A 23,025-nucleotide genomic window follows, 5' to 3' on the forward strand; every position below is an offset into this window, starting at 1 on the left:
TTTCAAGACGTTCGAGTGTGCGGAGCGATTACACCAAAGGCGAGGCTGGTGGCAAGTGGGCGGTCCAGGAGGGAGCGATGCGGTGAAGCTGCCAATCTCCCCCCTCGTGGGGGAGATGTCCGGCAGGACAGAGGGGGGCGCTGTCCTGCCGGCGTTTGAATGAACTACTTCCCCGGTCGTCCGGTCTTGCCGGGCCTGCGCTTTTCGCGGCGAGCGTCGCTTGGATCCTCGTAGGAGCCGATGCCGGCGCGTTGGCGGACGATTGGTTTGCCGTCGTGTTCCTTCGCGCCCCCCTCTGTCCTGCCGGACATCTCCCCCACTTGGGGGGAGATCGGCTGTGGCTTGGCCGGCACTTTTCCTTCGACCGGCTTTTCCGTGCGCCTGACCGTCATCTCATCCAGCGAGTTCTTCTTGAACAGCGGCTTGGTGGCGTCGCCCGGAATGCCGAAGTCGGAGCCGTGCGCTTCCTGCGCCGACTGTTTCTTGAACAGCGAGCGCGATACGGCGCCTGACGGTGTCGTCATGTCGGTGCCAGGGCCCATATCGTCGATCGAAGGCTTGGCAAACAGCGGCTTCTTTACCGGTACGGCGCCATCGGCGCCCATTTCGTCGAGCGCTGGTTTGCGGAAGAGGTTGGGCCGGGCGGCCCTGGCGGCTTCCTCTGCGGCCTGTGCCGCGTCGAGCTTGCGGAAACGCTCCTGTTCCTCAGCTGTACGGTGTTTGGCCACACCCTTGTTGTGCTTGCCTTTTTCGCGACCCGAGGCCGGGCTTTCCATATCGGCGTATTTGGCCAGTGGGTCTTCGGAGATGGACAGTTCCATCTCTCGCAGACGCTTGATCTCGTCGCGGATACGAGCCGCCTTCTCGAAGTCGAGATTGGCCGCGGCATCGCGCATCTGCTTTTCCATCGCGTCGAGATGGGCCTTGAGGTTGTTGCCCATCATGGCGCCGGCATTGTCGGTGAACTGCGAAATGTCGGCGCGGACGTGGTCCTTCTCGTAGACCGAATCCAGAATGTCGGAGATGCGCGACTTGACCGATTCCGGCGTGATGCCGTTGGCCTCGTTCCATTCCACCTGCTTTTCGCGGCGGCGGTTGGTTTCGGCCATCGCCCGTTCCATCGAGCCGGTCACCTGGTCGGCATAGAGGATGACCTTGCCGTCGACGTTTCTGGCGGCGCGGCCGATGGTCTGGATCAGCGAGGTTTCCGAGCGCAGAAACCCTTCCTTGTCGGCGTCGAGAATGGCGACGAAGCCGCATTCAGGAATGTCGAGGCCTTCGCGCAGCAGGTTGATGCCGACCAGCACGTCGAAGGCGCCGAGGCGCAGATCGCGCAGGATCTCGATGCGCTCCAGCGTGTCGATGTCGGAGTGCATGTAGCGGACGCGGATGCCTTGCTCATGCAGATATTCGGTCAAATCCTCGGCCATGCGCTTGGTCAGCACCGTGACCAGCGTGCGATAGCCGGCCTTGGTGGTGTCGCGGATTTCGCCAACGACATCGTCGACCTGGGTCTTGGCCGGGCGAACCTCGACCGGCGGATCGATCAGGCCGGTCGGGCGGATGACCTGTTCGGCGAAGACGCCGCCGGCCTGCTCCATTTCCCAGCCGCCAGGGGTCGCCGAGACGGCGACCGAAAGCGGACGCATGGCATCCCATTCCTCGAAGCGCAGCGGCCGGTTGTCCATGCAGGACGGCAGACGGAAGCCGTATTCGGCCAGTGTCGCCTTGCGGCGAAAGTCGCCGCGATACATGCCGCCGATCTGCGGCACGGTGACATGGCTTTCATCGATGAAGACCAGCGCGTTGTCGGGAATGTACTCGAACAGCGTCGGCGGCGGATCACCCGGCTGGCGGCCGGTGAGATAGCGCGAATAGTTCTCGATGCCGGCGCAGGAACCGGTGGCTTCCAGCATCTCGAGGTCGAAGCGGCAGCGCTGTTCCAGCCGCTGCGCCTCGAGCAGGCGGCCTGCGCGCTCGAGTTCGACCAGCCGGTGCTTGAGCTCTCCCTTGATCGACTTGATCGCCTGGTTCAGCGTCGGGCGCGGCGTCACATAGTGCGAATTGGCGTAGATCTTGACGCTTTTCAGCTCGCCGGTCTTCTGGCCGGTCAGCGGATCGAACTCGGTGATCTGCTCGATCTCGTCGCCGAACATCGAGATGCGCCAGGCGCGGTCTTCCAGGTGGGCGGGGAAGATCTCGATCGTGTCGCCGCGCACGCGGAACGAGCCGCGGACGAAGTTGATGTCCTGCCGCTTGTACTGCTGGGCGACGAGATCGGCGAGCAGCGCGCGCTGGTCGAGCCGGTCGCCGATCTGCATCTGGAAGGTCATCGCCGTATAGGTTTCGACCGAGCCGATACCGTAGATGCAGGACACAGAGGCGACGATGATGACGTCGTCGCGCTCGAGCAGCGAACGCGTCGCCGAGTGGCGCATGCGGTCGATCTGTTCGTTGATCGAGGATTCCTTCTCGATGAAAGTGTCGGTGCGCGGGACGTAGGCTTCCGGCTGGTAATAGTCGTAGTAGGAGACGAAATACTCGACGGCGTTTTCCGGGAAGAATTTCTTGAACTCGGAATAGAGCTGCGCCGCCAGCGTCTTGTTCGGCGCCAGGATCAAGGCAGGGCGCTGCGTCTCCTCGATCACCTTGGCCATGGTGAAGGTTTTTCCGGAGCCGGTGACGCCGAGCAGCACTTGGGTCCGGTCGTTGTTGTCGACGCCTTCGACCAGATCCTTGATCGCGGTCGGCTGATCGCCGGCCGGCTCGAAATCCGAAACCATCTTGATGGCAATGCCGCCTTCGGATTTTTCGGGGCGGGCAGGGCGGTGCGGCGTCCACAGCACGCCGTCCTTGTGCAGCGGATTGCCGGATTCGATCAGCGCCGACAGCGCGGCGACGGTAGCGGTGACGCTGCCCGAGGCCATCGTCTCGGCGTCTTCCAGCGAGATGTCGAGACCGGCAACCGGGTTGAGGCCGGCTGCCGTGCGCTCCCTGGCTGACGCCGCGCCACCCATCGAGGTGCCGCGCGAACTGCGTCCCGGCGAGCTTGAGCGCTCGGGTATCTTCTTCGACGGCTTCGGCGATTTGCCGCCGTCGCCCTTGCCGACAAGACGTCCTTCGTTTTCGGCTTCCTGCTCGATCTGCTCGGCCCAATCCGCGATCGAACCGGTCAGCGGCGTGCCAGAGAGCTCCGGCTGCGGCATCTCGGCGAAACCGCCTTTGTGCAGCGGCTCGGAGGCGTCGAGGAAATCGGTCAGCGGGCTGCGCCGCTTCGGCGCGGCGCGGTCGTCGTTCGCCGTCGGCGGCGTTTTCTTATCGGGGGATTTGGCCATGTCCCGAATATGGGATTTCCTGGCCAAAATGGAAAGAGCGCGGTGGGGAGAGGCGTGCCGAACAGCGCTGCTCCTGACAGCAGGCTGTCAGGAGCAGGCGGGAAGGTGCGGCCGAAAGCCTCTTGTCGCTACACGCCCCTGGCGGCTGATGCGACCTGCGTCGCCGACCCGTTCAGGCGCGGCACCACGACAAGGCGTTTGATCTTGCCCTTCTTGTAGGCGGCGAGGAAGCGCGCATAGTCCTTGAAGGCGACGCAACCGCTCGACTGGCCGTAGCGGCCTCGAAGCAGGTAGGTATGGGCCAGAAAGCCGTCGCGATTGTATTTGTTGCGGCCATCGGCCGGTGTCAGGCGCAAGGCCTCCACTCCGTGGAAGCGCGTCTCGCGCAGCGACAGATTGTAGGTGTTGGGCGGTGTCGGTCCGCGGTTCTTCTGGTCGGCATAGCGCGGCTGGTCCGTCATGGCGCCGATGCCAGAATGAGCCTCGAGCCTTGAGCCGTCAGGCATGTAGACGGTGCCGGCGCTGATATCGTAGACGGCGACGCCATTTCCGGCTCCGCTTCTGGATCCCGGCGAGTTGAACAGATTTCTGAACGCCTTGCCAAGGCCGCCCGAAGGCGTGTCGGGCTTAGCATAGGCCAGCACATCGCCGCCATCGGCCGGCCGGCCTTGCCGCGTCGGTTTTGCCGGCTGGGCCTGCTGGACCGTCTCGCGTGCCGGCTTCGATTGCTGGGCGGGCTTGGGCTGCTGAACAGATTTGGGCTGCTGAACGGGCTTAGGCTGCTGCTGGACGATTTTGGGCTGCGGCGGGTCGAATTGCGGGCGGCGGGTCGGCAACGGCACGTCGTCGGTCAGCGCGTCCGGCAGCGAGGCGGCATCGCCGGGTTGATCCTGCTGGGTTTCGACGGGTGAAACCGCGACATCGGCTGACGATTCCTCGATCGGCAGCGGTGAGGCGAACGCCTCGTCGTCGGCCGGCAGCGACTGCACGAGGGCAAGCGCCAACTGCGAATTGTCCGGCGTATCGGATTGGGCAAAGCCCATCGGCTGCGGTGCGGTCTGCACGACCACCGAGCCGGTATCCAGCCGGGCGAAACGTTCGGCCGCCGGAACTGGCATGTTATCGGACCGGCTGGCCGTGACCTGGACGGACGGCACCAGCGACGCCTCGGCAATTCGCGGTGCGACGGTGGAGATCACCGGGCGCGTGTTGGCAGTGGCGGCAGGCTTTCCGGCGTCGGCAAAGGCAGCGGCCAGCTTCATCGGCGAAAGCGACGCTTCCATGCGTTCGAAGCGCTCCTGCGCCTTCGACTTCACGGCGGCTGGCATCGGCTTTGCCTGCGCTACAAGGCGTTCGGACTTTTCCGCCCGTGAGCTTACCCTGGCCAGCTTGAAACAGCTGGCACCGCACTGCACCGAATGATCATGCAGGGCCTGAGTGCCGCCATTGGCATTGGCCAGCACGAAGGGTGCTTTCAAGAAGTGCTGTTTCAGCGGATCGGTAAATGCGAGCGATCCCGGCATGGACAGCGTCTGGGGCAGGCCAACCGAAGTCGCCGACAGCGAGGCGCCGACGGAACTGAGGCCGGCCATGGTGCCGATCAGCCAAAGGCCGATGGCAGTGCTGACGCAGGGCAGTGCGACCCAGCGGGCCACCCGGCCAGCGTTGAAGGAAGAGGAACGCGGAGCATCGACGAACTCGCCGCCCTCACGCTGTCCCCGGTTCTTTTTATGTGTACTCAACAACGCCATGCAACCAATCTCGCTTCAATCGGTTTCCCCGTACGTGGCCTTGAGAGCCGCGACGACCATTCTGTGAGTGATCCCAGGTGGTCCCCGACGCGTTTGCCGCGTCTGTAGTTGGTTGCCAATTGCTTCAAAATATGGACAAAGTTGGTTAATCAATTCCTCTCAAAACCAACGACGAGATGTGGATTTTGGCCAAATCAGCCTTCGTCCACGGCCAGGAAAGTGGTGTTGTCGCCCTTCCGACCTGGTTTTGCTGCCTGTTTTTGGCGGCCGAGTCAAGCAAAACAGCCGCTGCTAATTTTTGCGAAGCGCCTTCGCGCGGCATCTGCAATGAGGTGACTGCCAGCAGACATCGCTTGGGAAAGGCGCCTGTTTCCAGTAAAAATGTTGCCGGTCTTGCCAAGATTTCCCCTGCGGAAGAGCCTCAACATCCCGCCCTCAGTTGAACCAGAGCGCAAAGGTCAGAAACCCGCCGCCGCCGAACTGGCGCTGGATCTGGTCGAAATCGCTGCTGGTGACGAGCTCGCCGCTTTCGAGGTAGGGCGCGATGGCCGGGCCGGTGATCGACAGCACCAGATCGAAGTTTTTCGGGTCATCGAAGAAGCGCTTCATGTTGATGCCAAGGCCCGTGCCGGCGGTGACGCGGAAATGCGGCAGCAACTTGCGGCCCTCCAGGAGATCTTCGGCCATGGTCAGGGCGGCGAGCCAGGCCTGAACCTGCTCCTCGCCGACTTCGAGGCCGGTGAGCGGGTTCTCGCCCTTCTGCTGCGGTCCAGGCAGCCATTCGCGGTCATTGTCGGTCTCGGCGCGGATCGCCTTCCAGTCCTCGCGCGACAGCCGGATCATTTCCAGCAGGTGGCGGCGCGCCGCTTGCCGGCGCTCCGGTTCGACCACCGGCCAGTTGATGAGATGCACCATCGAGATGAAATCGGCGATGCGCCATTCCGACGAGAAGATGCTCGAGCCCATGTCGCCGGCCGGCGGCACCAGAATATCCTGCAACGGCAGCTTGGCGCGCGGGAACAGCATGTGGAACGAGCCGTCGAAGGTGCTCCTGAAATCATGCGCCAGCCAGAAATCGGCCTGGGCCATCAGGAACTCGGCATAGCCCTGCAGCCAGTACCCGTCGGCGCGGTCGAAACGGAAGGTGAGCGTGGGGACGGCGTCGTCCGATGTAATGCCGCCACGGGACAACGCGGCGATGATCGCCGCCATGCTCTCGTCCGGAGCGATGGTGCCGTCCTCGTTGAGGTCTATGCCCGCACGGGTGAGATCGATCGCCATGCCGATATCGGCGTTCGCCGGCACCGACGCAAACGTCGCCGCGGATTTTTCCAGCCGGTCGCGGAAGCCGACCAGGATGGCGCGGAACTGCTCGTAAGTCAGCGGCTCGGGATTGGGATTGTCGGGCACCGGCAACCGCATCAGTGGCAGCATGAAGGACTGCGGGCTTTCGAAACCATGGCGGTGCAGGCCGGTGGCCAGGATCTCCAATGCGGTGAAGAACTCGCCCGCCCCGGCCGCATAGGCGGATGCCGGGTCGTTTGGCGCGGCGGCCTCCAGCATCGACAGGGCAGCGTCGCGCGCGGCCACGCTCTTCGCCTCGAACAGTCGGGTAGCCGCTTCGGGCATTGCCGCCGACGCGGAAGACAGCGGCAGGAGCAAAATGAAAGCGGTCAGCAGGCCTGCCAGTCGTGTCATCTTTTCCCCCAATATTTGTCGCGCAGCGCAGATATACACCATTTGCAGCGCTGCGCTTCAACCCGCCCGCCGGACGGTCTACACAGGGCAAACAATTGGGCATCGCGTGTCGAATTATCCGTTTTCCTACAAACTGTCCTGGCTGCCGCGTTTCTTGAAGCCGTCTCTGGCCGGCGATGTGCAAGACTTTGCGCTGATGGCTGGGACGCTTATGGATCCGCCGCCGAGGCAGACAATGCGGCTTGCCTTTGTCGGGGACATCTCGGCGGTGGCCAACCGCAGCGCGCCGGATTGCGATCCGGCGATCAAGGCGCTGCTCGGCGCTGCCGATCTGGTGATCGGCAATTGCGAAAGCCCCGTGGTGGACAGACCAAGCGCGGCGCTGGGCACAAGGCTCGGCACGCATCATGCGATGAGCGAGTTGTTTCTGGCCGAGGCGCTGGCGGCGGTTGGTATTGCGCGAGAAAGGCTCGTGCTGTCGCTGGCCAACAACCATGTGCTGGATCAGGGCGTCGCCGGTTTCGACGAGACGGTGGCGGCGTTGCAGCGGCTCGGCATCCGCACGGTCGGCCTGGCCGCCAATGGCCCGGTGGTGCCTGTCCAGGTCGGACCGCTTGATATCGGCTTCGCCGCATTCACGCTGTGGCGCAACGCCGATGAAAAACTGTTTGCGGGGCGCGTTTCGATGGACAGCGATCCGACGGGCTGGCCGCGCGCTGGCTTGGATCTTCTCTGCGCCGTGCCGCATTGGGACTGGGAGTTCCGGCATTTTCCGCGTGCCGAGACGCGGGCGCTGGCCAGGCGGCTGGCCGGGCAGGGCGTCGGACTGATCGCCGGCCATCACGCCCATGTCGTGCAGCCGGTGGAAAGGATCGACAAGACGGTGGTCGCTTATGGACTTGGCGATTTCCTCGGCACCGCCTTCGCCCGCCAGCCATGGCCGGGTCGCATCGGTTCTATCCTCACTGTCGATGTCAGTGCCGATGCCGGTACGCGCGGGACGATCGCGTCTTACCGGCTGCATCCCTTCATGCGCCTGCGCGCCGGCGACCATGAGCGGCTGGTGTTGGTGGAGGCTTTGGAGGGCCGAGTGCGTGACAAGGTCGAGGGGCGACTGAAAGCGATCTTCCCTTCTCCACCAACCGATCAAGGCGTACCCGCTTAAACGTCTGGCGGCGCCTGCAAAACCGACTATCATGCTCCCGCAGAGGCAGGATTGCGGGGGATAGCGGTGGAAACAGCGGATTTCATGCCGAGCGAAACGGTCATCGCCGGCATCCGGAAAGACATCGCGGCCTATGAAGCGGCGAGGGCGTCGGCGGTCAGGCAGGTGCGCTGGCGGGTGCCGGTGTTCGTCGGCCTGGTGCTGGTGGCCGTGGTGCTGGTCGCCTGGCTGTTCAACAAGGTCGCCGACCCCAACGAGCAATGGGTCTCGACGCCGCATGTGTTCCTGTATGTCATCGGCTTCGCGGCTTCGATCCTGCTCTATTTCCAGGCCAGGAAACCGGCGACGCGGCTGCAGCAATCGTTCCGCGAGACGCTGTTGCCGATCATCTTCGGCTTCATCGCCGACATGCGCTACCAGCATGGCGTGACGCCGAATTCATTCGACCGGTTGCCGCGCACGGCGGTTGGTCCGTTCAACCGGCAGGCGTTCGACGACATCGTCGCGGGCCGCTACGAAGGGTTTCCGTTCGAGCTCTACGAGGCGCATCTGCGGGAAGGGTCGGGCAAGGGCTCGTCGACGGCCTTTCAGGGCGTCATCGTCGCCTTCGAGACCATCGCGCCGTTCCCCGGCATATTGGTGGCGACGCGCCGGACCAACGCGGTCATCAGTTTCTTTCGCGGCATATTCGCCAGCAAGCTGCAGGAGCTGTCCAGTGGCGACGTGGCGCTCGACGCCGCGTACGAGTTCCGCACCGACAATCTCGGGGCGGCACAGCCACTGGTGAGCGGCCGGCTGGCGCAGGCGCTGAAATGGCTTGGCGAAACCTGGCCGGACGATCCGGCCCGTGTCGCGCTCAATGGCAGCGATGGGTTCCTGCTGCTGCCGCAGACGAAGAACTTCTTCGAGCTGCCGGATATTTCGGTGCCGCTCGATTACACCACGCATGTCGCGCCGATGATATCGGACATGGGCGCGATGCTGGCGACGGCGGCACTTGTGCGCAAGATCGGCGCGAAGGACGAGATCGATTAGTTGGGCCTCGCTGTCAGCAGTCAAAGCCGTATTGGTCGCGCATGGTGTCCGCCTCCTCTTTCGACATTTTGTTGAACATAACGCAGACGGTGAAGCTGCCGACCTGATGGCCGGCGCGCATATAGCCCCAGTCGGAAATATCGTTTCGGGTGAATTCTATATTCTGCCCGAGGACCACATTACGCACTTGCTCCGGCTGGTTCGCCAATATGCCGACAAAGCCTGTTTCAGTGCGGCGGAACGGGATGACCCAGAAGTGCTCGCTGACGTTGCCGTCGCGCACCTTGACCTTCAATTTGAACCTGTCGGTGTCGGAGGAAGGAGCCTCGGACAGTGCCAGGAATTCATCCAGGCTGGCGAGCGCCTGCGCTGTCGCTGCCGCCATCTCGGGATCGTCCTCGGTAAACATAATCGTCTTGTCATCGCCCGGATCCGCGCCTTGCGCACAGGCGGACCCCGGCGCAAGCGCCAGCATCAGGGACATCGCGGTCCGGACTGCAAGTTTCATGGAAGGCCCCCTTTCATCGTAACGGCGCACCATCCTGCATCCGTTCCCGATTTGCAACCGGAGCGCGAGTTTCATCCACTTCGGAGCGGCGAGTTGAGCTGATCCATGAAACAAAATGTGTATCGATGACCGGTCGGCAGTCTGTTTCGTGATGCCGCTTGAGACGGATTGCGGCGGCCGCGCCGTGATCGAAACCGCCCGCCACAATCCGGCTAAACGACTCTTTTCGCGGACAGAAGTCCGCTCATTGGGGGAGCCGAAGCGGCCTGAAATGATCTCGGTCGCAGACAATGTGTCGGAATTAAACCTATGATATTGTTTGCAAAAATTCACCCAACGTGATTTGCGGAGCGAGCGCTTCCGTTCCAGTTTAAGGCCGTCCGGTGCTGTCGTTTCCCAAGGCGGCCCGGAAAAGTGAAACAGCACGGAGTGCACCCCATGAAGAAGACCCTCGCAACCACCGCCGCTCTGCTCGCCTTCCTCGGCACGGCCTATGCCGCGACCGTTCAGGGCACGATCCAGGCCGTCGACCCGACGACCAAGTCGATCACCCTCGACGACGGCAAGATCTACCAGCTGTCACCGGAAGCGACGATCGGGAAATTGAAGGTCGGCGCCAAGGTGGCGGTGACTGTCGATGACAAGACCGGCATCGTGACGTCGATCAAGAAGGCCTCGTAACGCGAGAGCATCGTGCGTCGGCAGACCTGCTGACCGGATTTTTCAAACCCTGTTCCACTCATGGCCGGTCCCTCCGGGGATCGGCCATTTTCATGCCTCGCCCCTCGATGCCGGGCGACCTGGATGAGGTCTTCCGGCTGGACCCCAGGGCCGGCCGGCGGAACGCTGTCCGGCGGCATCGCTATGGTTTTTGCCAAAAAGCCGCGCTATCCCTTGGCCAACGGGGGATATTCATGGCCGACGAACAAAAAGGGTTTCGCCTGTCGCGGCGATTGCTGCTGGGTGCGGCTGTCCTAGGTGGCGCGGTGCTGTGGGGCGGCAACACCGTGGCGCGGCTGGCGCGCGCGCCTTCGGGGCCGAAGAACGCCGGACGGATAGCCGATATCGACGGCTTCGCGTTGCCTTTGAAGCCGCTGGACAATGCGCCGGCCTTCGATGCGTCGCTGCCCTGGTCGGCAAAAGGCGGCGACATCAACGATGCCAGCGGCCTGTCGATGACGCCGGTCTACGGCGTCGTCGAGGTCAGCGAGGACGAGCACATCGCCAATGCGCTGGCCTTCGCGCGTGCCAATGGCCTGAAAGTCTCACTGGCCGCCATCCGCCATTCGATGGGCGGGCATGCCTTCGACGACAACGCGCTGGTACTCGACCTCAGAAAGTTCAACAATGTGACCGTGGATGCGGCGGCGAAGACCATGACCTTGCAGCCGGGCGCGCGCTGGCACGACATCCAGAACCTTCTGCATCCGCGCTTTGCGGTGAAGGCGATGCAGTCGACCGACATCTTCTCGGTCGGCGGCTCGCTGTCGGTCAATGCGCACGGTATGGACCACCAGGCAGGGTCGGTGGCGGGCTCGATCCGCTCGATGCGAGTGATGCTGGCCGACGGCTCGGTGACGACCTGCTCGCCCACCGAGAACACCGATCTGTTCCGCCACGTCGTCGGCGGCTATGGCCTGTTCGGCGTGGTGCTGGAGGCGACGCTCGATATCGTCGAAAACGCCGTCTACCGGACCTCGCGCGAAATCATCAGATCGGACGATTTTCCGAAATTCTTCGCCGAGGTGCTGGAGCCGAACAAGAATATCGGCCTGTTCTACGGCCATCTGTCGACGGCGCCCGGCAATTTCCTCGAGGATATGATCGTCTACCGTTACGACAAGGTGGCGGAGCAGCCGCCGGCGGATCAGCCTGAGATCGGCGAGCCGGGTTCAGTCGGGTTGAAGCGGGTGATCATCAACCTGGCGAAATGGGGCAGCCTGTTCCAGGAGTTGAAGTGGTTCACCGAAAAGACGCTGGAGCCGAAATTCGAAAGCTGCACGGTGGCGCGTACTTCGGCCATGGCCGAGGGCGAGGCCTGTCTCGTCACCCGCAACAACCCGATGCATGATTCGGTGCCCTATCTCTTCAACGATCAAATAGAAGAGACCGACATCCTGCACGAATATTTTATTCCACGTGCCGCCTATGTCGAATTCATCGCGGAAGCGCGCGAGATCCTGCGCAACCAGACGCTGCCGGTGCTCAATGCTTCGGTGCGCATCGTCCACAAGGAGGATGTGGCGCTGACCTACGCGCCGGAGCCAGCCTATTCGCTAGTGCTCTACATCAACCAGCCGACCGATGCCGACGGCAATGCCAGGATGCGCGCGCTGACGCGGGCGCTGATCGACGTGACGATCAAGCATGGCGGGCGCTTCTTCCTGCCTTACCAGCTGCATTATACGGCCAGGGAATTGCTGGCCTCCTATCCCGAACTGCCGGCCTTCCTGGCGGCGAAGCGGCAGTATGACCCTACGGAACTGTTTTCCTCGACCTTCTACCGTGCCATCAAGGCGCTGAGCGGGGTGGCATAAGAAGCAGGAGAACAGCCATGCGCATGGTATCGGCGGCGGCATTCACCCTCATCGCGCTGTGCGCTGGACCGGCCGGGGGCGAGGATCTCAAAGCCTTCAAGCTGACCATCGACGGGGTAACGATCGATATCGATCCCGGCGAGAGCACTGATGTGACGCTACCCGGCGGTAAGCACAGCAAGGTGACGCTCGAGCGCAACGACTTCGCCACCTTTTCCGGCAGCGTTTTCTCCTTCGTTCACCCCAGCAGCATTTCGGTGACCAAGACCGATCTCGGCGATGATATCACGCAGTATCTGATGGCGTCGGCTCTCGGCACGATCGTCGTCGTGCAGGAATATGGCACGATGAACCCGGTGTCGCTCAACCAGCTGATGCTGCAGGAGATGACCAAGGAATCGGTGCAGGCCGGCGCCAAGCTGACGCAGGAGCCGACGACGCGCAAACTCGCCGACGGCAAGGAATTGACCGGGATTCGCGCCGAGGTGAAGACACGCACCGACACCGCCGATTTCGAGATCGTCGGCTTCGGCCTGGCCGATCGGGGGCTGCTGTTCATCACCCGCGTTGCCGGCGAGGATGCAGCGACCGAAAAGCCGCTTATCGACAAGTTCTGGCAGAGCCTGAAAGTCAAGCTGCAGCGGGACTAGGCTCGTCTCTCAGTTTGGGTTTCGGGGGGGAATCCATACTTTTGCATAACGGCGGCTCAAGTTATTCTGACGATCCGGATGTTGGAGATCCTGCAGCATGGCGAAGCTCATTTTCAGAATGAACCAGTCCCTCGAAGGCTATGTCGACCACCAGAAAATGCCGTCAGGCCCGACAATCTTTCGTCACTGGATAGAGCAAGTGCGCAATTTGAGCGGCAGTGTTTACGGTCGCGGCATGTACGAGGTCATGCGTTATTGGGACGAAGACAGTCCTGAATGGAGCGCGGAGGCGCACGAATTCGCGGCGGCGTGGCGGAGCCAACCGAAGTGGGTTGTGTCGCGCTCTCTGAAGTCGCTCGGCCCCAACGCCACACTTGTCGGGGACGACGTCGAGGCGGTGATAGGTGGGCTTAAGGCTGAGCTCGTCGGGGAGATTTCAGTTTCCGGACCAAACCTGGCACGAAGCCTGACCGACCTTGGTCTTATCGATGAATATCAACTCTACCTCCACCCGTTCGTGCTCGGTCATGGCAAGCCATTCTTCGCCGGCCCCCGGCCGCCGCTTCGCTTTGTGGCCAGCGATTTGATCGGCGATGACGTAATCAGGTTGACCTATGTGCCTGCCTGATTAAGCGGTCGTCAAACCGAGACGCTAGCAGGACTACAGCCCCTTTGGCACTAAGCCGGCCAGCCAGTTCACGGAGCGTTTCGCGGCATCGGCGGTCGCCGAGGCGGCGCGGCCGAGATCGGTCTTGACCACGGCGTAGCCGTTCTTGGTGCGATAGAGCACGCCGGTTCCGCCATCGACCACCTGTTCATAGGCGACGGGCCGGGCGGCGTCGGCTTCCATGGCCGTCGTCGGCGAACCGACCGAGACGCTCGGCCGGTGGCTCAATTCAGGCGGTAGCGGGCTTTCGGTTCTGACAACGCGGCTGGCCGGCTTCAGCTCCGGGCGCGACGCGGTCGCGGCCAGTTGCGAGGAGGACGACGAACCCTTCGTGCGGCAAATGCCGGAGACGAGCGGATAGTTGAAATTGCGCTCGTGCAGCATCTGGCTCTTCATCGCCGCTTCGCACTCGGCGACGGTCGACCACTTGGCCGGCGTCTCGCCGATATATTCGCAAAGCTTGGCGTCGCAGTCGCAGCCGACAATGGTCATAGCGACAAGGGCGGTCTTGATCACGGTCTTGTCCCTTCGAGATGCCCCCGGCAACCCATCCATTTCTTCCCATTCCTTCGCGCGCGAACAAGGCGGGATTTGGCCGCGATTGTGGAATGGGCGTGGCGGAGCCCAGGAAATGCATAATCCTGGCCGGGCGTGGCCGAAAGGCCTCAGTAGTCGTAGACGTGTTCAAGCCTGGCGCCAGCCTTGATCAGCGCCGGCAGCACGAGATGCAGCTTGCGCACGGCGACGGTCAGCCCGGTGCGGCGCGTGGATTGATCGGCCGGGAGCGGATAGCTGAACAGGATGCGCATGCCTTCAGGGATGGCGATCGTATCGGTGGAGAGCACCGTGACCATGATCTCGTCATTGCCGCCGATCTCGACGAAGGAGACGCCCTTGTCGATCAGGCGCGGGATCATTTCGGTGAAGACCTGATAGCGCCTGGTGACGAAGATGGTGCCGTCAGCGCCCATGTCGCGTTCGAGCAAGGTGTCGGGCTCGTTGCGGGTGGCTTCGCCGACGGGTCCCTTGGCCCAGACATGGACGTCGAGCAAGGCAGGGTCCATCGTCGCGGCGAGCGCCTTGGTGATCAGGTCGGCATAGCCCTGCTTGATGGTGTCGGCGAGGCCGAACGCCAGCTTGCGTTCGCTGGTCCGGATCGAGCTGTCTCCCGGCGCCGGCTGCACGGCAAACAGGCCGGCGCGCTTCTCGGCATAGGGGAACTGATACCAGGGCACCTGGTCGAGAAACCCTGCATAGTCCGCCGCCAGCTTGGCCTGATAGATGTCGGCGGCGGTGCGCTTGGCCGTCGTCGCCTCGGTGATGCGGCCGACCGTGTTCTCATAGGCCCACTGCAATATATGCTCGATCGAGTGGCTGGTGCCGATGATGACCAGCATCTGGTGGTTGGCGTAGTTGAACTTGTAGGCAGAACTGGCGCGGATGACCATGGCGTAGTCCTGCCAGAAGCGGCCGACATAGGACCAGTAGGGAAAGCCGCTCGGCTGGTCCTTGTCGACGAAGCCGGCATATTCGCGCGCGGCGTAGACGATCGCCCATTCCGGATAGGTGAGGAAGGTCGATTCCTCCGGCCGCTGGTAGAAGGGGATCTCGGCGCGGACCTTGTCGGCCAGCGCCTTGGGCGGCGCGCCATCGGCAATTCCGGGCAGCGGCGTCTTGTCGAGCGACGACGTCGTCAGAAAGCCGTAGCTCAGCCCGGCGATCGGGATGAGGATGACGAGGACGATCACCCACAGGATCGTCTTGATGATGCGCTTCAGCCAGCGGAACAGGAACATGCCAGATCAGGCCGTGGCGAAGTGTTCGTGTATGCGCCTGGCCAGCCGGAAACCGACATAGACGGCGAAGCCACCGATGACCAGGTGCGGCAGGTTGGCGAAGAAGCGGGCCGGGAATTCGATATCGTTGAGGGAGCGGAAGCCGTTGATGAAGATGCCGGCATCGAGGCAGCCGGAACCGGTGACCAGACCGAGCACGCCGTCGAACAGGTAGACCGAACCGAACAACTTGAAATAGAACACCGCCTGGCGGTGCGAGATGAAGGCGGCGGCCAGCGCCCAGACGCCGGAGAAGGCGTGCAGCAGGTCGTCATACCATTGCAGCGAAAACAGACCGAACAGATTGCCGCCAGCGTCATTGAACGCGGGTATGTAGCCAATGGCGACGACGCCGAAAAACAGGAAAGCATAGGCGACGGCAAGCTTCTGGATCAGCGTCATGAAGTATCCCCCCTCTACGAGTCCGCTTTGCAAACAGACTCTGACGACGCAGCGATACTAACCGATTTTAGCGCGCGGTGAAGCGGCGCCCGCGAGATCGCCGGCGAAGGATATCGAGGGGCAAAAAGACAGTCGGCGCCGGGATTTCTCCCAGCGCCTCCCTGTCAGATCAGGACACGGTCGCGGCAGCAACTTCCGTAAAGTCGTCGCGCCTTGCCGGCCTTGATTTTGACGGTCCTGCCAGTCCGCCGCCCGAGAGCAGCGTCCGTTCGGGACCACGCTGGTTTCCACCCTTGCGGGCTTTGCCCTGCGCACCATCGAAGGTTTTTGCCGTCCTTCATGGCAGCATCGGTCCGCCGTCGGCGTTGGCACGCTTTCCGCGGCCCCGTAGGTCTCGGCTCCGTCCCTCGAAACAGGCAAGCCTGCTCTCGCTTCGGGCCGTCCGGGCCTCAGGAAATCCGCCTTTCACTTCGCCTTTCGGCTGGATGATCGGTAGCCGCCTGAGATGGGTTTAACCTACGCCGGGTAAGGGGCCTGGGGAATGGCCTGAGGCCTGTGGATAGCGGGATTATCGGGGATCAACCAGGGAATGCGATTTTCCGATCCGCCATGATGGGCGGCAGCGGTGGACATTCGGCCCTTGCCCTGCCGGCCGGTGCGGGCTTCAATGCCGGCAAAGGATTCGAGGTGCCGAGCGGCTCGATGTCCTTGCGGGAGGGTTGCTTGAAAGTCGGAGTGGTTCTCAACCCGATTGCCGGTGGGGGCCGGCTGAAACGGCACTGGCCTGAGGTCGCCGCGTCGCTGAAAAAGCACTTCGGCGAATTCGAGCTGCGCGAAACGCAGGCGGAAGGTGACGCCGAAAGGCTGGCAATCGATCTCGCGATGATTGGCTTCGACCTGGTGATCGCGGCCGGTGGCGACGGCACCGCCAGCGAAGTGGCCGATGGACTGCTGCAGGCGTTCCAGGAAAGCGGCCGGACCACCGAGCTCGGCCTCTTGCCGTGCGGCACCGGCATTGACTTCGCGCGCGGGCTCGGCCTGCCGAAAGAGGTGGATGCCGTGCTGAAGCGGTTGGCCGAAGCCAAGGGTCGCAAGGTCGATGCCGGGCGCATCTGCTACATCGATGATCATGGCGCGCTGGCCAGCCGGCATTTCATCAACATCGCCAGCCTGGGGCTTTCCGGCGCCACTGACCGCGCCGTCAATGCCGACAAGCGCAAGGGCAGGATGTCGGCCAAGGCGCTTTTCCTGTGGCGCACCGTGGTCGAGTTCATCCGCTACCGCTTCCAGGACGTCAGGATCACGGTCGACGACGGCGCGCCCGTCGAAGCGCGCATGGCGCTGGTGGCGGTCGCCAACGGAAAATTCTTCGGCGGCGGCATGATGATCGCGCCGGATGCGGAACTGACCGACGGGCAGTTCGACATCGTCATCCTGCGCGCCGCCGGCAAGCTGAAGCTGATCTGGGACATCCGGCTGCTCTATGGCGGCCGGCACCGCAACCATCCAGCGATCACCATCTTGCGCGGCAGGAAAGTGGTGGTCGAACCGCTCGGCGATGTCGAGAAGAACGGCGCGCTGGTCGACATAGACGGCGAGTCGCCGGGACGCATACCCGCGACCTTCGAGATCCTGCCGGGTGCGTTGACGCTCAGATACTGAATCAAGCCGTTGACGGATTGATTCAGATGAATCCGCCGATCCAGCCAACTCGCTGAAATCGCTTAATATCCAGCCGGCGTTAGAGTTCGAGCTTGGCCGGGAAACCAGGTGCGCGCAGGTCGGTGCCGACGGCATCTTCCAACAGTTTGACGATCTGGGTCGACCAGGCGCCGCCGCCATAGGCGGCCTTGCCTTGCTGAAAAATCGCGTTGACGCGCGACGCCAGCTCAAGCGGCACGCCTGACTGTTCGCCCATGGCGAGCGCGAAGCTGAGGTCCTTCAGCGCCAGATCCATGGTGAAGCCGATATCGTAGGAGCCGTTGAGAATGAGCTGGCTTTCGGTATCGTGGACGAAGCTGTTGCCGGAGGAGGCGACGATGGCGTGATAAGCTTGGGCGAGGTCGAGCCCGCCTCGCTTGGCCAGCATCAGCGCCTCGCCGGCGGCGACGAGGTGAACGAAGGCGAGCATGTTGGTGATCACCTTGATCACCGCCGCCGAGCCGACCGGCCCCATCAAGAACGATTTCGCGCACATCGCTTCGATTGCCGGGCGATGGCGCGCATAGAGCGCTGGATCGCCGCCGACCAGCGCGGTGATCTTTCCGGCCGCCGCCAGATGCACGCCGCCGGTGACCGGGCATTCCAGCGTCTCGATGCCTTTGGCCGAGGCGAGGGCCGCGAGGCGGAGAATCTCGTCGCGGCCGTTGGTCGACATCTCGATCCAGGTGCCGCCTGTGGGCAGGCCCTCCAGCAGACCATCGGCGCCCGCCAGCACGGCTTCGCTGACCTTCGGAGAGGGCAGGCAGGAGATGGCGTTGCCGGCCCGTGCGGCGGCCTCGGCGGGGCTGCTTGCCGCTGTGGCCCCGAGCGCCACCAGGCGCTCGACGGCGGTGGGATCACGGTCGAAGACGGTGACGGCAAAGCCGTTGCGGATCAGGCTGGCGGCAAGGTTGCCGCCGAGATGGCCAAGACCGATGAAGGCGTAGCTTTCGCTCACGGCATCAACGGCGTCTGCATCATCTGCAGATGCAATTCCTTGCCCGTATAGGGATGTGCGTCGCAGACCGCTTCGTTGAGCTCGACGCCGAGGCCGGGCTCCTTCGACGGGATGATTTTGCCGTCCTGCCACTCGATCTTCTTCTTCAGCAGCGTGGCGTGGAAACCGTCCCACTGCTTCAGCGATTCGAGGATGAGGAAGTTGGGCAGCGTTACCGCCAGCTGGATGTTGGCGGCACCGACGATCGGTCCGCAATAGCAATGCGGCGCGATCTGGATGTGGTAGGCCTCGGCCATGGCGGCGATCTTCTTGGTTTCGAGAATGCCGCCGGAGCGGCCGAGGTCCGGCTGAAGGATGGTCGCGGCGCGGTTCTCGATGACGCGGGCGAACTCGAATTTGGTCGTCAGCCGCTCGCCGGTGGCGATCGGGATCGAGGTCGCGCGGGCCACTTGGGCCATGACCTCAGGCATATCAGGCGGCACCGGCTCCTCGAACCACAAGGGATCGTAGGGCTCGATGGCGCGCGCCATGCGCAGCGCGCCGGACGCCGTGAACTGGCCGTGCGTGCCGAACAGGATGTCGGCGCGGGTGCCTACCGCCTCGCGGATCGCCTTGATCATGCGGGTGGACAGGTCGATATCGACGAGGCGCGGCTGGTGGCCGTCGAAGGCGGTGTAGGGGCCGGCCGGGTCGAGCTTGACGGCATTGAAACCCTGCTCGACATATTCGAGCGCACAGGCAGCGGCGAGATCTGGATCGTTGTAGACGTTCTTGCCGTGCGCGTCCTCGGAGTGGACGCTGCCGCTGTGCGGATAGAGATAGGTGTAGGAGCGCAGCGTCTCGTGCACCTGTCCGCCGAGCAGTTTGTAGACCGGCTTGTCGGCTTCCTTGCCGATAATGTCCCAGCAGGCTATTTCCAGCGCCGAGAAGCAGCCCATGCCGGACACATCGGGGCGCTGGGTGAAGCCGGAGGAATAGGCGCGGCGGAAGAAGTTCTCGATGTCGTGCGGATCGCGGCCGACGAGATAGCGCTCGGCCATGTCCTCGACCATCCGGGCGGTAACATGGGCCGAGAAGGTGGCGTTGTAGGCCTCGCCATAGCCGACCACGCCACCATCGGTGGTCAGCTTGACGAAGATGAAATACTTGCCGCCGATGCCGGGCGGCGGATTGCCGACAACCCAGGTCTTGACGTCGGTGATCCTCATTCTTGGTCCTCCAGAACCAATTCGGCGCCTTTCCAACCGGTCATGATCGAGGCGGCGTTGGTGTTGCCAGTGATGTTGTCGGGAAAGATCGAGGCATCGATGACGCGCAAACCTTCCAGACCATGCACCTTGAGGCGGGGGTCGACGACGGCGCGCGCGGGATCCGGCCCCATGCGGCAGGTCGAGACCGGGTGATAGACGGTGCCCGAGCGCTTCCTGAAATCCTGGACCAGATCGGCGTCCGAGGTGATCGACGGGCCGGGCAACACCTCTTCCTCGATGATCTCGGCCATGGCGGGCATCGAGGCGATCTTGCGCACGAATTTCACCGCTGACAGCATCTCCTCGACATCGGCATTGGTGGAGTAGGCATTGGCCGTTATCCTGGGGTAGTCGCGTGGGTTGGCCGAGCGGATCATGATCTCTCCACGGCTCGACGGGCGGCAGTTGGATAGGCCGATGGAAAAGCCCGGCCATGGGTCGGGCGTCAGGATGGGGCGCTCGCCGCTCTTGGGAATGACGGTCGAGAAGGCCTGGAAATAGAGCTGCATGTTTGGCCGCGTCGCCGCCGGGTCGGTGCGGAAGAAGCCACCGGCATTGTTCATCGACAGCGACAGTGGGCCGGAGCGGGTCAGGATGTATTGCATACCGACCAGCAGCTTGCCCCACCAGGGACGCAGCGTCTGGTTGAGCGTCGGCAGCCGGCCCTTGAAGGTGTAGTTGATGCCGACATGGTCCTGCAGATGCGCACCGACATTTTCGTTGGCATGGACGACGGGAATGCCCAGGCTCCCAAGCAGGGCGGAAGGGCCGACGCCGGACAGTTGCAGCAATTGCGGCGAGTTGATCGAACCGCCCGACAGGATGATTTCGCGGCCGGCACGCGCCGTCTTCATCCCGCCGTTCTGCTGGTATTCGACGCCGACGGCACGCTTGCCCTCGAACAGGATTTTTGTCGCCAGCGCCTTCATCTCGACGCGGACATTCCCGCGCTTCATCGCCGGGCGCAGGAAAGCGCGCGCCGCCGACATGCGGCGGCCGTTGCGGGTCGAGATCTGGTAGATGCCGACGCCTTCCTGGGCGGCGCCGTTGAAATCCGGGTTGAGCGGCAGGCCGGCCTGCTGGCCGGCGGCGAGATAGCGTTTGGTCAGCGGATGGACTGCGTCCGAACAGTCGGTGACATGCAGCGGGCCGCCCGTGCCGCGCCATCGGTCGGCACCGGCCTGGTTGTCCTCGAGCGCCTTGAAGGCGGGAAGCAGATCGTCATAGCCCCAGCCGGGATTGCCGGCGGCGGCCCAGGCATCGAAATCCTCGCGGGCGCCCCTGATCCAGACCATGGCGTTGATCGAGCTTGAACCGCCGAGCAGCATGCCGCGCGGCCAGTGGTCGGTATTGCCGGCGAGGCCCGGATCCGGCTCGGCCTTGTAGTTCCAGTTGACGGCAGGATCGAAGAAGGTCTTGCCGTAGCCGAGCGGCATCTGCACGTAGAAGCGGCGGTCGCTGCCGCCGGCTTCCAGCATTAACACCGAGAAGCGCCCCGAGGCCGAGAGTTTTTCGGCCAGGACCGAGCCGGCCGAGCCGGAGCCGACGATGATGAAATCATAGGTCTGCATGATGGAAATGGGAGGCTCCGAAAGATTGGCTGCAGCCTAGACGCGACGGCATTCCGAAGTCGCCGCGCCATCCGGCATCAGTTGTGAAAAAAGCGACCGTCGAACTGGCCGGGTTTGCGGGGATGCCCGACAATCGCGCTTGATATCTACCTTCTCGACAGCCTATGCGATGGCATTATTTTGGCGCATGATTTTCTCCGAAAGTCTGCAACTTTTCGGAATCATGCTCTGGCCACTCTGCGGAAGGCAGGAAATCATATGCGAACCCTCCCTGACGCGTTCATCCCCGAACTGCCGGGCCACTACAGCGGCAAGGTCCGCGAGAACTACGACCTTGCGGATGGCCGGCGCATCATCATCGCCACCGACCGCCTCAGTGCCTTCGACACCATCCTGACTTCGATCCCGTACAAAGGAGAGATCCTGACGCAGACGGCGCGCTACTGGTTCGAGGAAACCGCCGACATCTGCCCGAACCATGTTCTCGAATACCCCGACCCGAACGTCGTCGTCGGCACGAGGCTCGACATCCTGCCGGTCGAGATCGTCGTGCGCGGCTATCTGGCGGGCACCACCAGCACCTCGATCCTGACGCGCTACAAGCGCGGTGACCGCGACATGTATGGCATCCACCTGCCGGACGGCCTGCGCGACAATGAAAAGCTGGCGGAGCCGATCATCACGCCGACCAGCAAGGCCGCGCATGGCGGCCATGACGAACCGCTGTCCAAAGTGGAGATCCTCGAGCAGGGTCTTCTCACGCAGGCGCAGTGGGATACCGTATCGGACTACGCCTTGCGGCTGTTCGCCCGCGGCCAGCAGCGCGCCGCCGAGCGCGGCCTCATCCTCGCCGATACCAAATACGAATTCGGCACCGACAAGAACGGGACCATCATTCTCGCCGACGAAATCCACACGCCGGACAGCAGCCGGTACTGGATTGCGGCGAGCTACGAACAGGCGCTCGCCAGCGGCAGCCGGCCGGAGAGCTTCGACAAGGATTTCATCCGCTCGTGGGTCTCGGCGCGGTGCGATCCTTACAGCGACCCTATCCCTGAGATACCCGACGAGATCGTCGAACAGGCTTCGCGGGTCTATGCGCAGGCCTATGAGGCGATCACCGGCAAGGAATTTTCTCCAGACCTTTCCGGGGACAGCGTGCTCGATCGTATTCGCACGAACCTCAGGCGCTATTTCTGATCGACCTTCGCCGGGTGATGCGAACTGCCGTCTTCCACCCATCGCCATGCCAGAGCCCACCAACTCGGGTTAACGGAGCCTTGCCGGGTGTTGGCTGACGGTGCATCAAACGAAAAACCCGCCTGTACGGCGGGTCACTGGCGCAAATCAGCACCATAGGCAAAAATGTACCATAGCTGCGGTCACTGAGTCAAGAAAAAATTCCTATCGTGAAAAGCTGCCGGCAAAAAAGCTGCCGACACCGCGACCCGGCAGTCGCAGGTCTTTTGTCAGTTCGGAGCCTGTGGCCATGTCGTGGCGCGTTGACCTTCGGGCGCCGTGACGATACGGGATCGAGGGCGGCCGGTCTCGAAGGAATTCTCCTATGGTGCACTACGCTGAAGGACGGCCGCTTGGCGATCTGACGCTGCGCACCCTGGCCATGCCTTCGGATGCCAATGCGGCCGGCGACATTTTCGGCGGCTGGGTGATGGCGCAGATGGACCTCGCCTGCGGCATCCGTGCCGCCGAGCGCGCCAAGGGCCGCGTGGTGACGGCTGCGGTGAAAGAGATGTCCTTCGCCAAGCCGATGAAGATCGGCGACACGCTGTGCATCTACACCCATGTCGAACGCGTCGGCCGCACCTCGATGACGCTCAAGGTCGAGGCCTGGGCGCAGCGCTACCTCTCCGACCTGATGGAAAAGGTCACCCATGCCGATTTCGTCATGGTGGCGCTGGATGGCGAGGGCAAGCCGAAAGCGGTTCCTGCCGAAGGCTGACG

Annotated in this window: 20 protein-coding genes; 9 read left to right on the forward strand and 11 right to left on the reverse strand. The window is 63.1% G+C overall.

Going from position 1 to position 23,025, the window contains the following annotated elements; genetic code table 11:
• Nucleotides 1-164: 164 nt before the first annotated feature.
• From uvrB to NKI66_RS14640, 4 genes are all read right to left on the reverse strand, one after another.
• Entirely contained in the window at nt 165-3,335 is a 3,171-nt protein-coding gene (gene uvrB, locus NKI66_RS14625; RefSeq protein ID WP_352752053.1) for an excinuclease ABC subunit UvrB, read from the reverse strand.
• A gap of 128 nt (nt 3,336-3,463) precedes the next feature.
• Nucleotides 3,464-5,086 (reverse strand): DUF2778 domain-containing protein, encoded by a 1,623-nt coding sequence (locus tag NKI66_RS14630; protein WP_352752055.1) that lies wholly within the window; start codon nt 5,084-5,086, stop codon nt 3,464-3,466.
• A gap of 145 nt (nt 5,087-5,231) precedes the next feature.
• Complete coding sequence (locus NKI66_RS14635; protein WP_155930561.1) at nt 5,232-5,486, reverse strand: hypothetical protein; 255 nt, start codon at nt 5,484-5,486, stop codon at nt 5,232-5,234.
• Nucleotides 5,487-5,521: 35 nt separating this feature from the next.
• Complete coding sequence (locus tag NKI66_RS14640; protein WP_023809781.1) at nt 5,522-6,784, reverse strand: hypothetical protein; 1,263 nt, start codon at nt 6,782-6,784, stop codon at nt 5,522-5,524.
• Between the two features lie 106 nt (nt 6,785-6,890).
• Here NKI66_RS14640 and NKI66_RS14645 point away from each other — a divergent pair, with 106 nt between their 5' ends.
• Entirely contained in the window at nt 6,891-7,949 is a 1,059-nt protein-coding gene (locus NKI66_RS14645) for a CapA family protein (RefSeq protein WP_023809780.1), read from the forward strand.
• A gap of 84 nt (nt 7,950-8,033) precedes the next feature.
• The gene (locus NKI66_RS14650; protein ID WP_352630018.1) at nt 8,034-8,984 is read left to right on the forward strand and encodes a hypothetical protein; all 951 of its coding nucleotides are present in this window, start codon (nt 8,034-8,036) and stop codon (nt 8,982-8,984) included.
• A 13-nt stretch (nt 8,985-8,997) separates the two neighbouring features.
• Here the strand turns inward: NKI66_RS14650 and NKI66_RS14655 are convergent, their stop codons facing one another.
• Nucleotides 8,998-9,918: a YegJ family protein gene (locus NKI66_RS14655; RefSeq protein WP_352752057.1), complete on the reverse strand. Its 921-nt coding sequence runs from the start codon at nt 9,916-9,918 to the stop codon at nt 8,998-9,000.
• Between the two features lie 12 nt (nt 9,919-9,930).
• Here NKI66_RS14655 and NKI66_RS14660 point away from each other — a divergent pair, with 12 nt between their 5' ends.
• The 4 genes from NKI66_RS14660 (at nt 9,931) to NKI66_RS14675 (ending at nt 13,307) form a co-directional block, all read left to right on the forward strand.
• A complete protein-coding gene (locus NKI66_RS14660; RefSeq protein WP_013530037.1) occupies nt 9,931-10,173 on the forward strand; it encodes a DUF1344 domain-containing protein in 243 nt (80 codons plus the stop codon).
• 233 nt (nt 10,174-10,406) lie between these two features.
• Complete coding sequence (locus NKI66_RS14665) at nt 10,407-12,029, forward strand: FAD-binding oxidoreductase (RefSeq protein WP_352752058.1); 1,623 nt, start codon at nt 10,407-10,409, stop codon at nt 12,027-12,029.
• Between the two features lie 17 nt (nt 12,030-12,046).
• Complete coding sequence (locus NKI66_RS14670; RefSeq protein ID WP_352610454.1) at nt 12,047-12,679, forward strand: hypothetical protein; 633 nt, start codon at nt 12,047-12,049, stop codon at nt 12,677-12,679.
• A gap of 97 nt (nt 12,680-12,776) precedes the next feature.
• A complete protein-coding gene (locus NKI66_RS14675) occupies nt 12,777-13,307 on the forward strand; it encodes a dihydrofolate reductase family protein (RefSeq protein ID WP_352721630.1) in 531 nt (176 codons plus the stop codon).
• 33 nt (nt 13,308-13,340) lie between these two features.
• Here NKI66_RS14675 and NKI66_RS14680 read toward each other — a convergent pair whose 3' ends face one another.
• The 3 genes from NKI66_RS14680 to NKI66_RS14690 all read right to left on the reverse strand — a co-directional run bounded on the left by NKI66_RS14680 (nt 13,341) and on the right by NKI66_RS14690 (nt 15,583).
• Entirely contained in the window at nt 13,341-13,862 is a 522-nt protein-coding gene (locus NKI66_RS14680; RefSeq protein WP_023809774.1) for a hypothetical protein, read from the reverse strand.
• A gap of 149 nt (nt 13,863-14,011) precedes the next feature.
• Nucleotides 14,012-15,142, reverse strand: coding sequence for a hypothetical protein (locus tag NKI66_RS14685; RefSeq protein WP_352440389.1), 1,131 nt, complete (start codon nt 15,140-15,142; stop codon nt 14,012-14,014).
• A gap of 6 nt (nt 15,143-15,148) precedes the next feature.
• Nucleotides 15,149-15,583 carry a hypothetical protein gene (locus tag NKI66_RS14690; RefSeq protein ID WP_127294990.1) on the reverse strand — a complete coding sequence of 145 codons (435 nt, stop codon included), beginning with the start codon at nt 15,581-15,583 and terminating at the stop codon, nt 15,149-15,151.
• A 723-nt stretch (nt 15,584-16,306) separates the two neighbouring features.
• Between NKI66_RS14690 and NKI66_RS14695 the strand changes: the two genes are divergently transcribed.
• Entirely contained in the window at nt 16,307-17,245 is a 939-nt protein-coding gene (locus NKI66_RS14695; protein WP_352630010.1) for a diacylglycerol/lipid kinase family protein, read from the forward strand.
• A gap of 79 nt (nt 17,246-17,324) precedes the next feature.
• On the opposite strand, the gene NKI66_RS14700 is transcribed toward NKI66_RS14695, so the two are convergent.
• From NKI66_RS14700 to NKI66_RS14710, 3 genes are read right to left on the reverse strand one after another with little or no spacing between them, the layout of a single operon-like run.
• A complete protein-coding gene (locus tag NKI66_RS14700) occupies nt 17,325-18,242 on the reverse strand; it encodes an NAD(P)-dependent oxidoreductase (RefSeq protein ID WP_352721627.1) in 918 nt (305 codons plus the stop codon).
• On the reverse strand, nt 18,239-19,450 hold the full coding sequence (locus NKI66_RS14705) for a mandelate racemase/muconate lactonizing enzyme family protein (RefSeq protein WP_352440392.1): 1,212 nt from the start codon (nt 19,448-19,450) through the stop codon (nt 18,239-18,241). Before NKI66_RS14705 ends, NKI66_RS14700 begins: the two co-directional genes overlap by 4 nt.
• On the reverse strand, nt 19,447-21,063 hold the full coding sequence (locus NKI66_RS14710) for a GMC family oxidoreductase (RefSeq protein ID WP_352440393.1): 1,617 nt from the start codon (nt 21,061-21,063) through the stop codon (nt 19,447-19,449). The genes NKI66_RS14705 and NKI66_RS14710 overlap by 4 nt, the downstream gene beginning before the upstream one ends.
• A 258-nt stretch (nt 21,064-21,321) precedes the next feature.
• On the opposite strand from NKI66_RS14710, the gene NKI66_RS14715 reads away from it, so the two are divergent.
• A complete protein-coding gene (locus NKI66_RS14715) occupies nt 21,322-22,263 on the forward strand; it encodes a phosphoribosylaminoimidazolesuccinocarboxamide synthase (RefSeq protein WP_352752060.1) in 942 nt (313 codons plus the stop codon).
• Nucleotides 22,264-22,627: 364 nt separating this feature from the next.
• Entirely contained in the window at nt 22,628-23,023 is a 396-nt protein-coding gene (locus tag NKI66_RS14720) for an acyl-CoA thioesterase (protein ID WP_013530049.1), read from the forward strand.
• Nucleotides 23,024-23,025: the final 2 nt, after the last annotated feature.

It is taken from the genome of Mesorhizobium sp. M0518 (genome assembly GCF_040321125.1).
Lineage (GTDB): Bacteria > Pseudomonadota > Alphaproteobacteria > Rhizobiales > Rhizobiaceae > Mesorhizobium.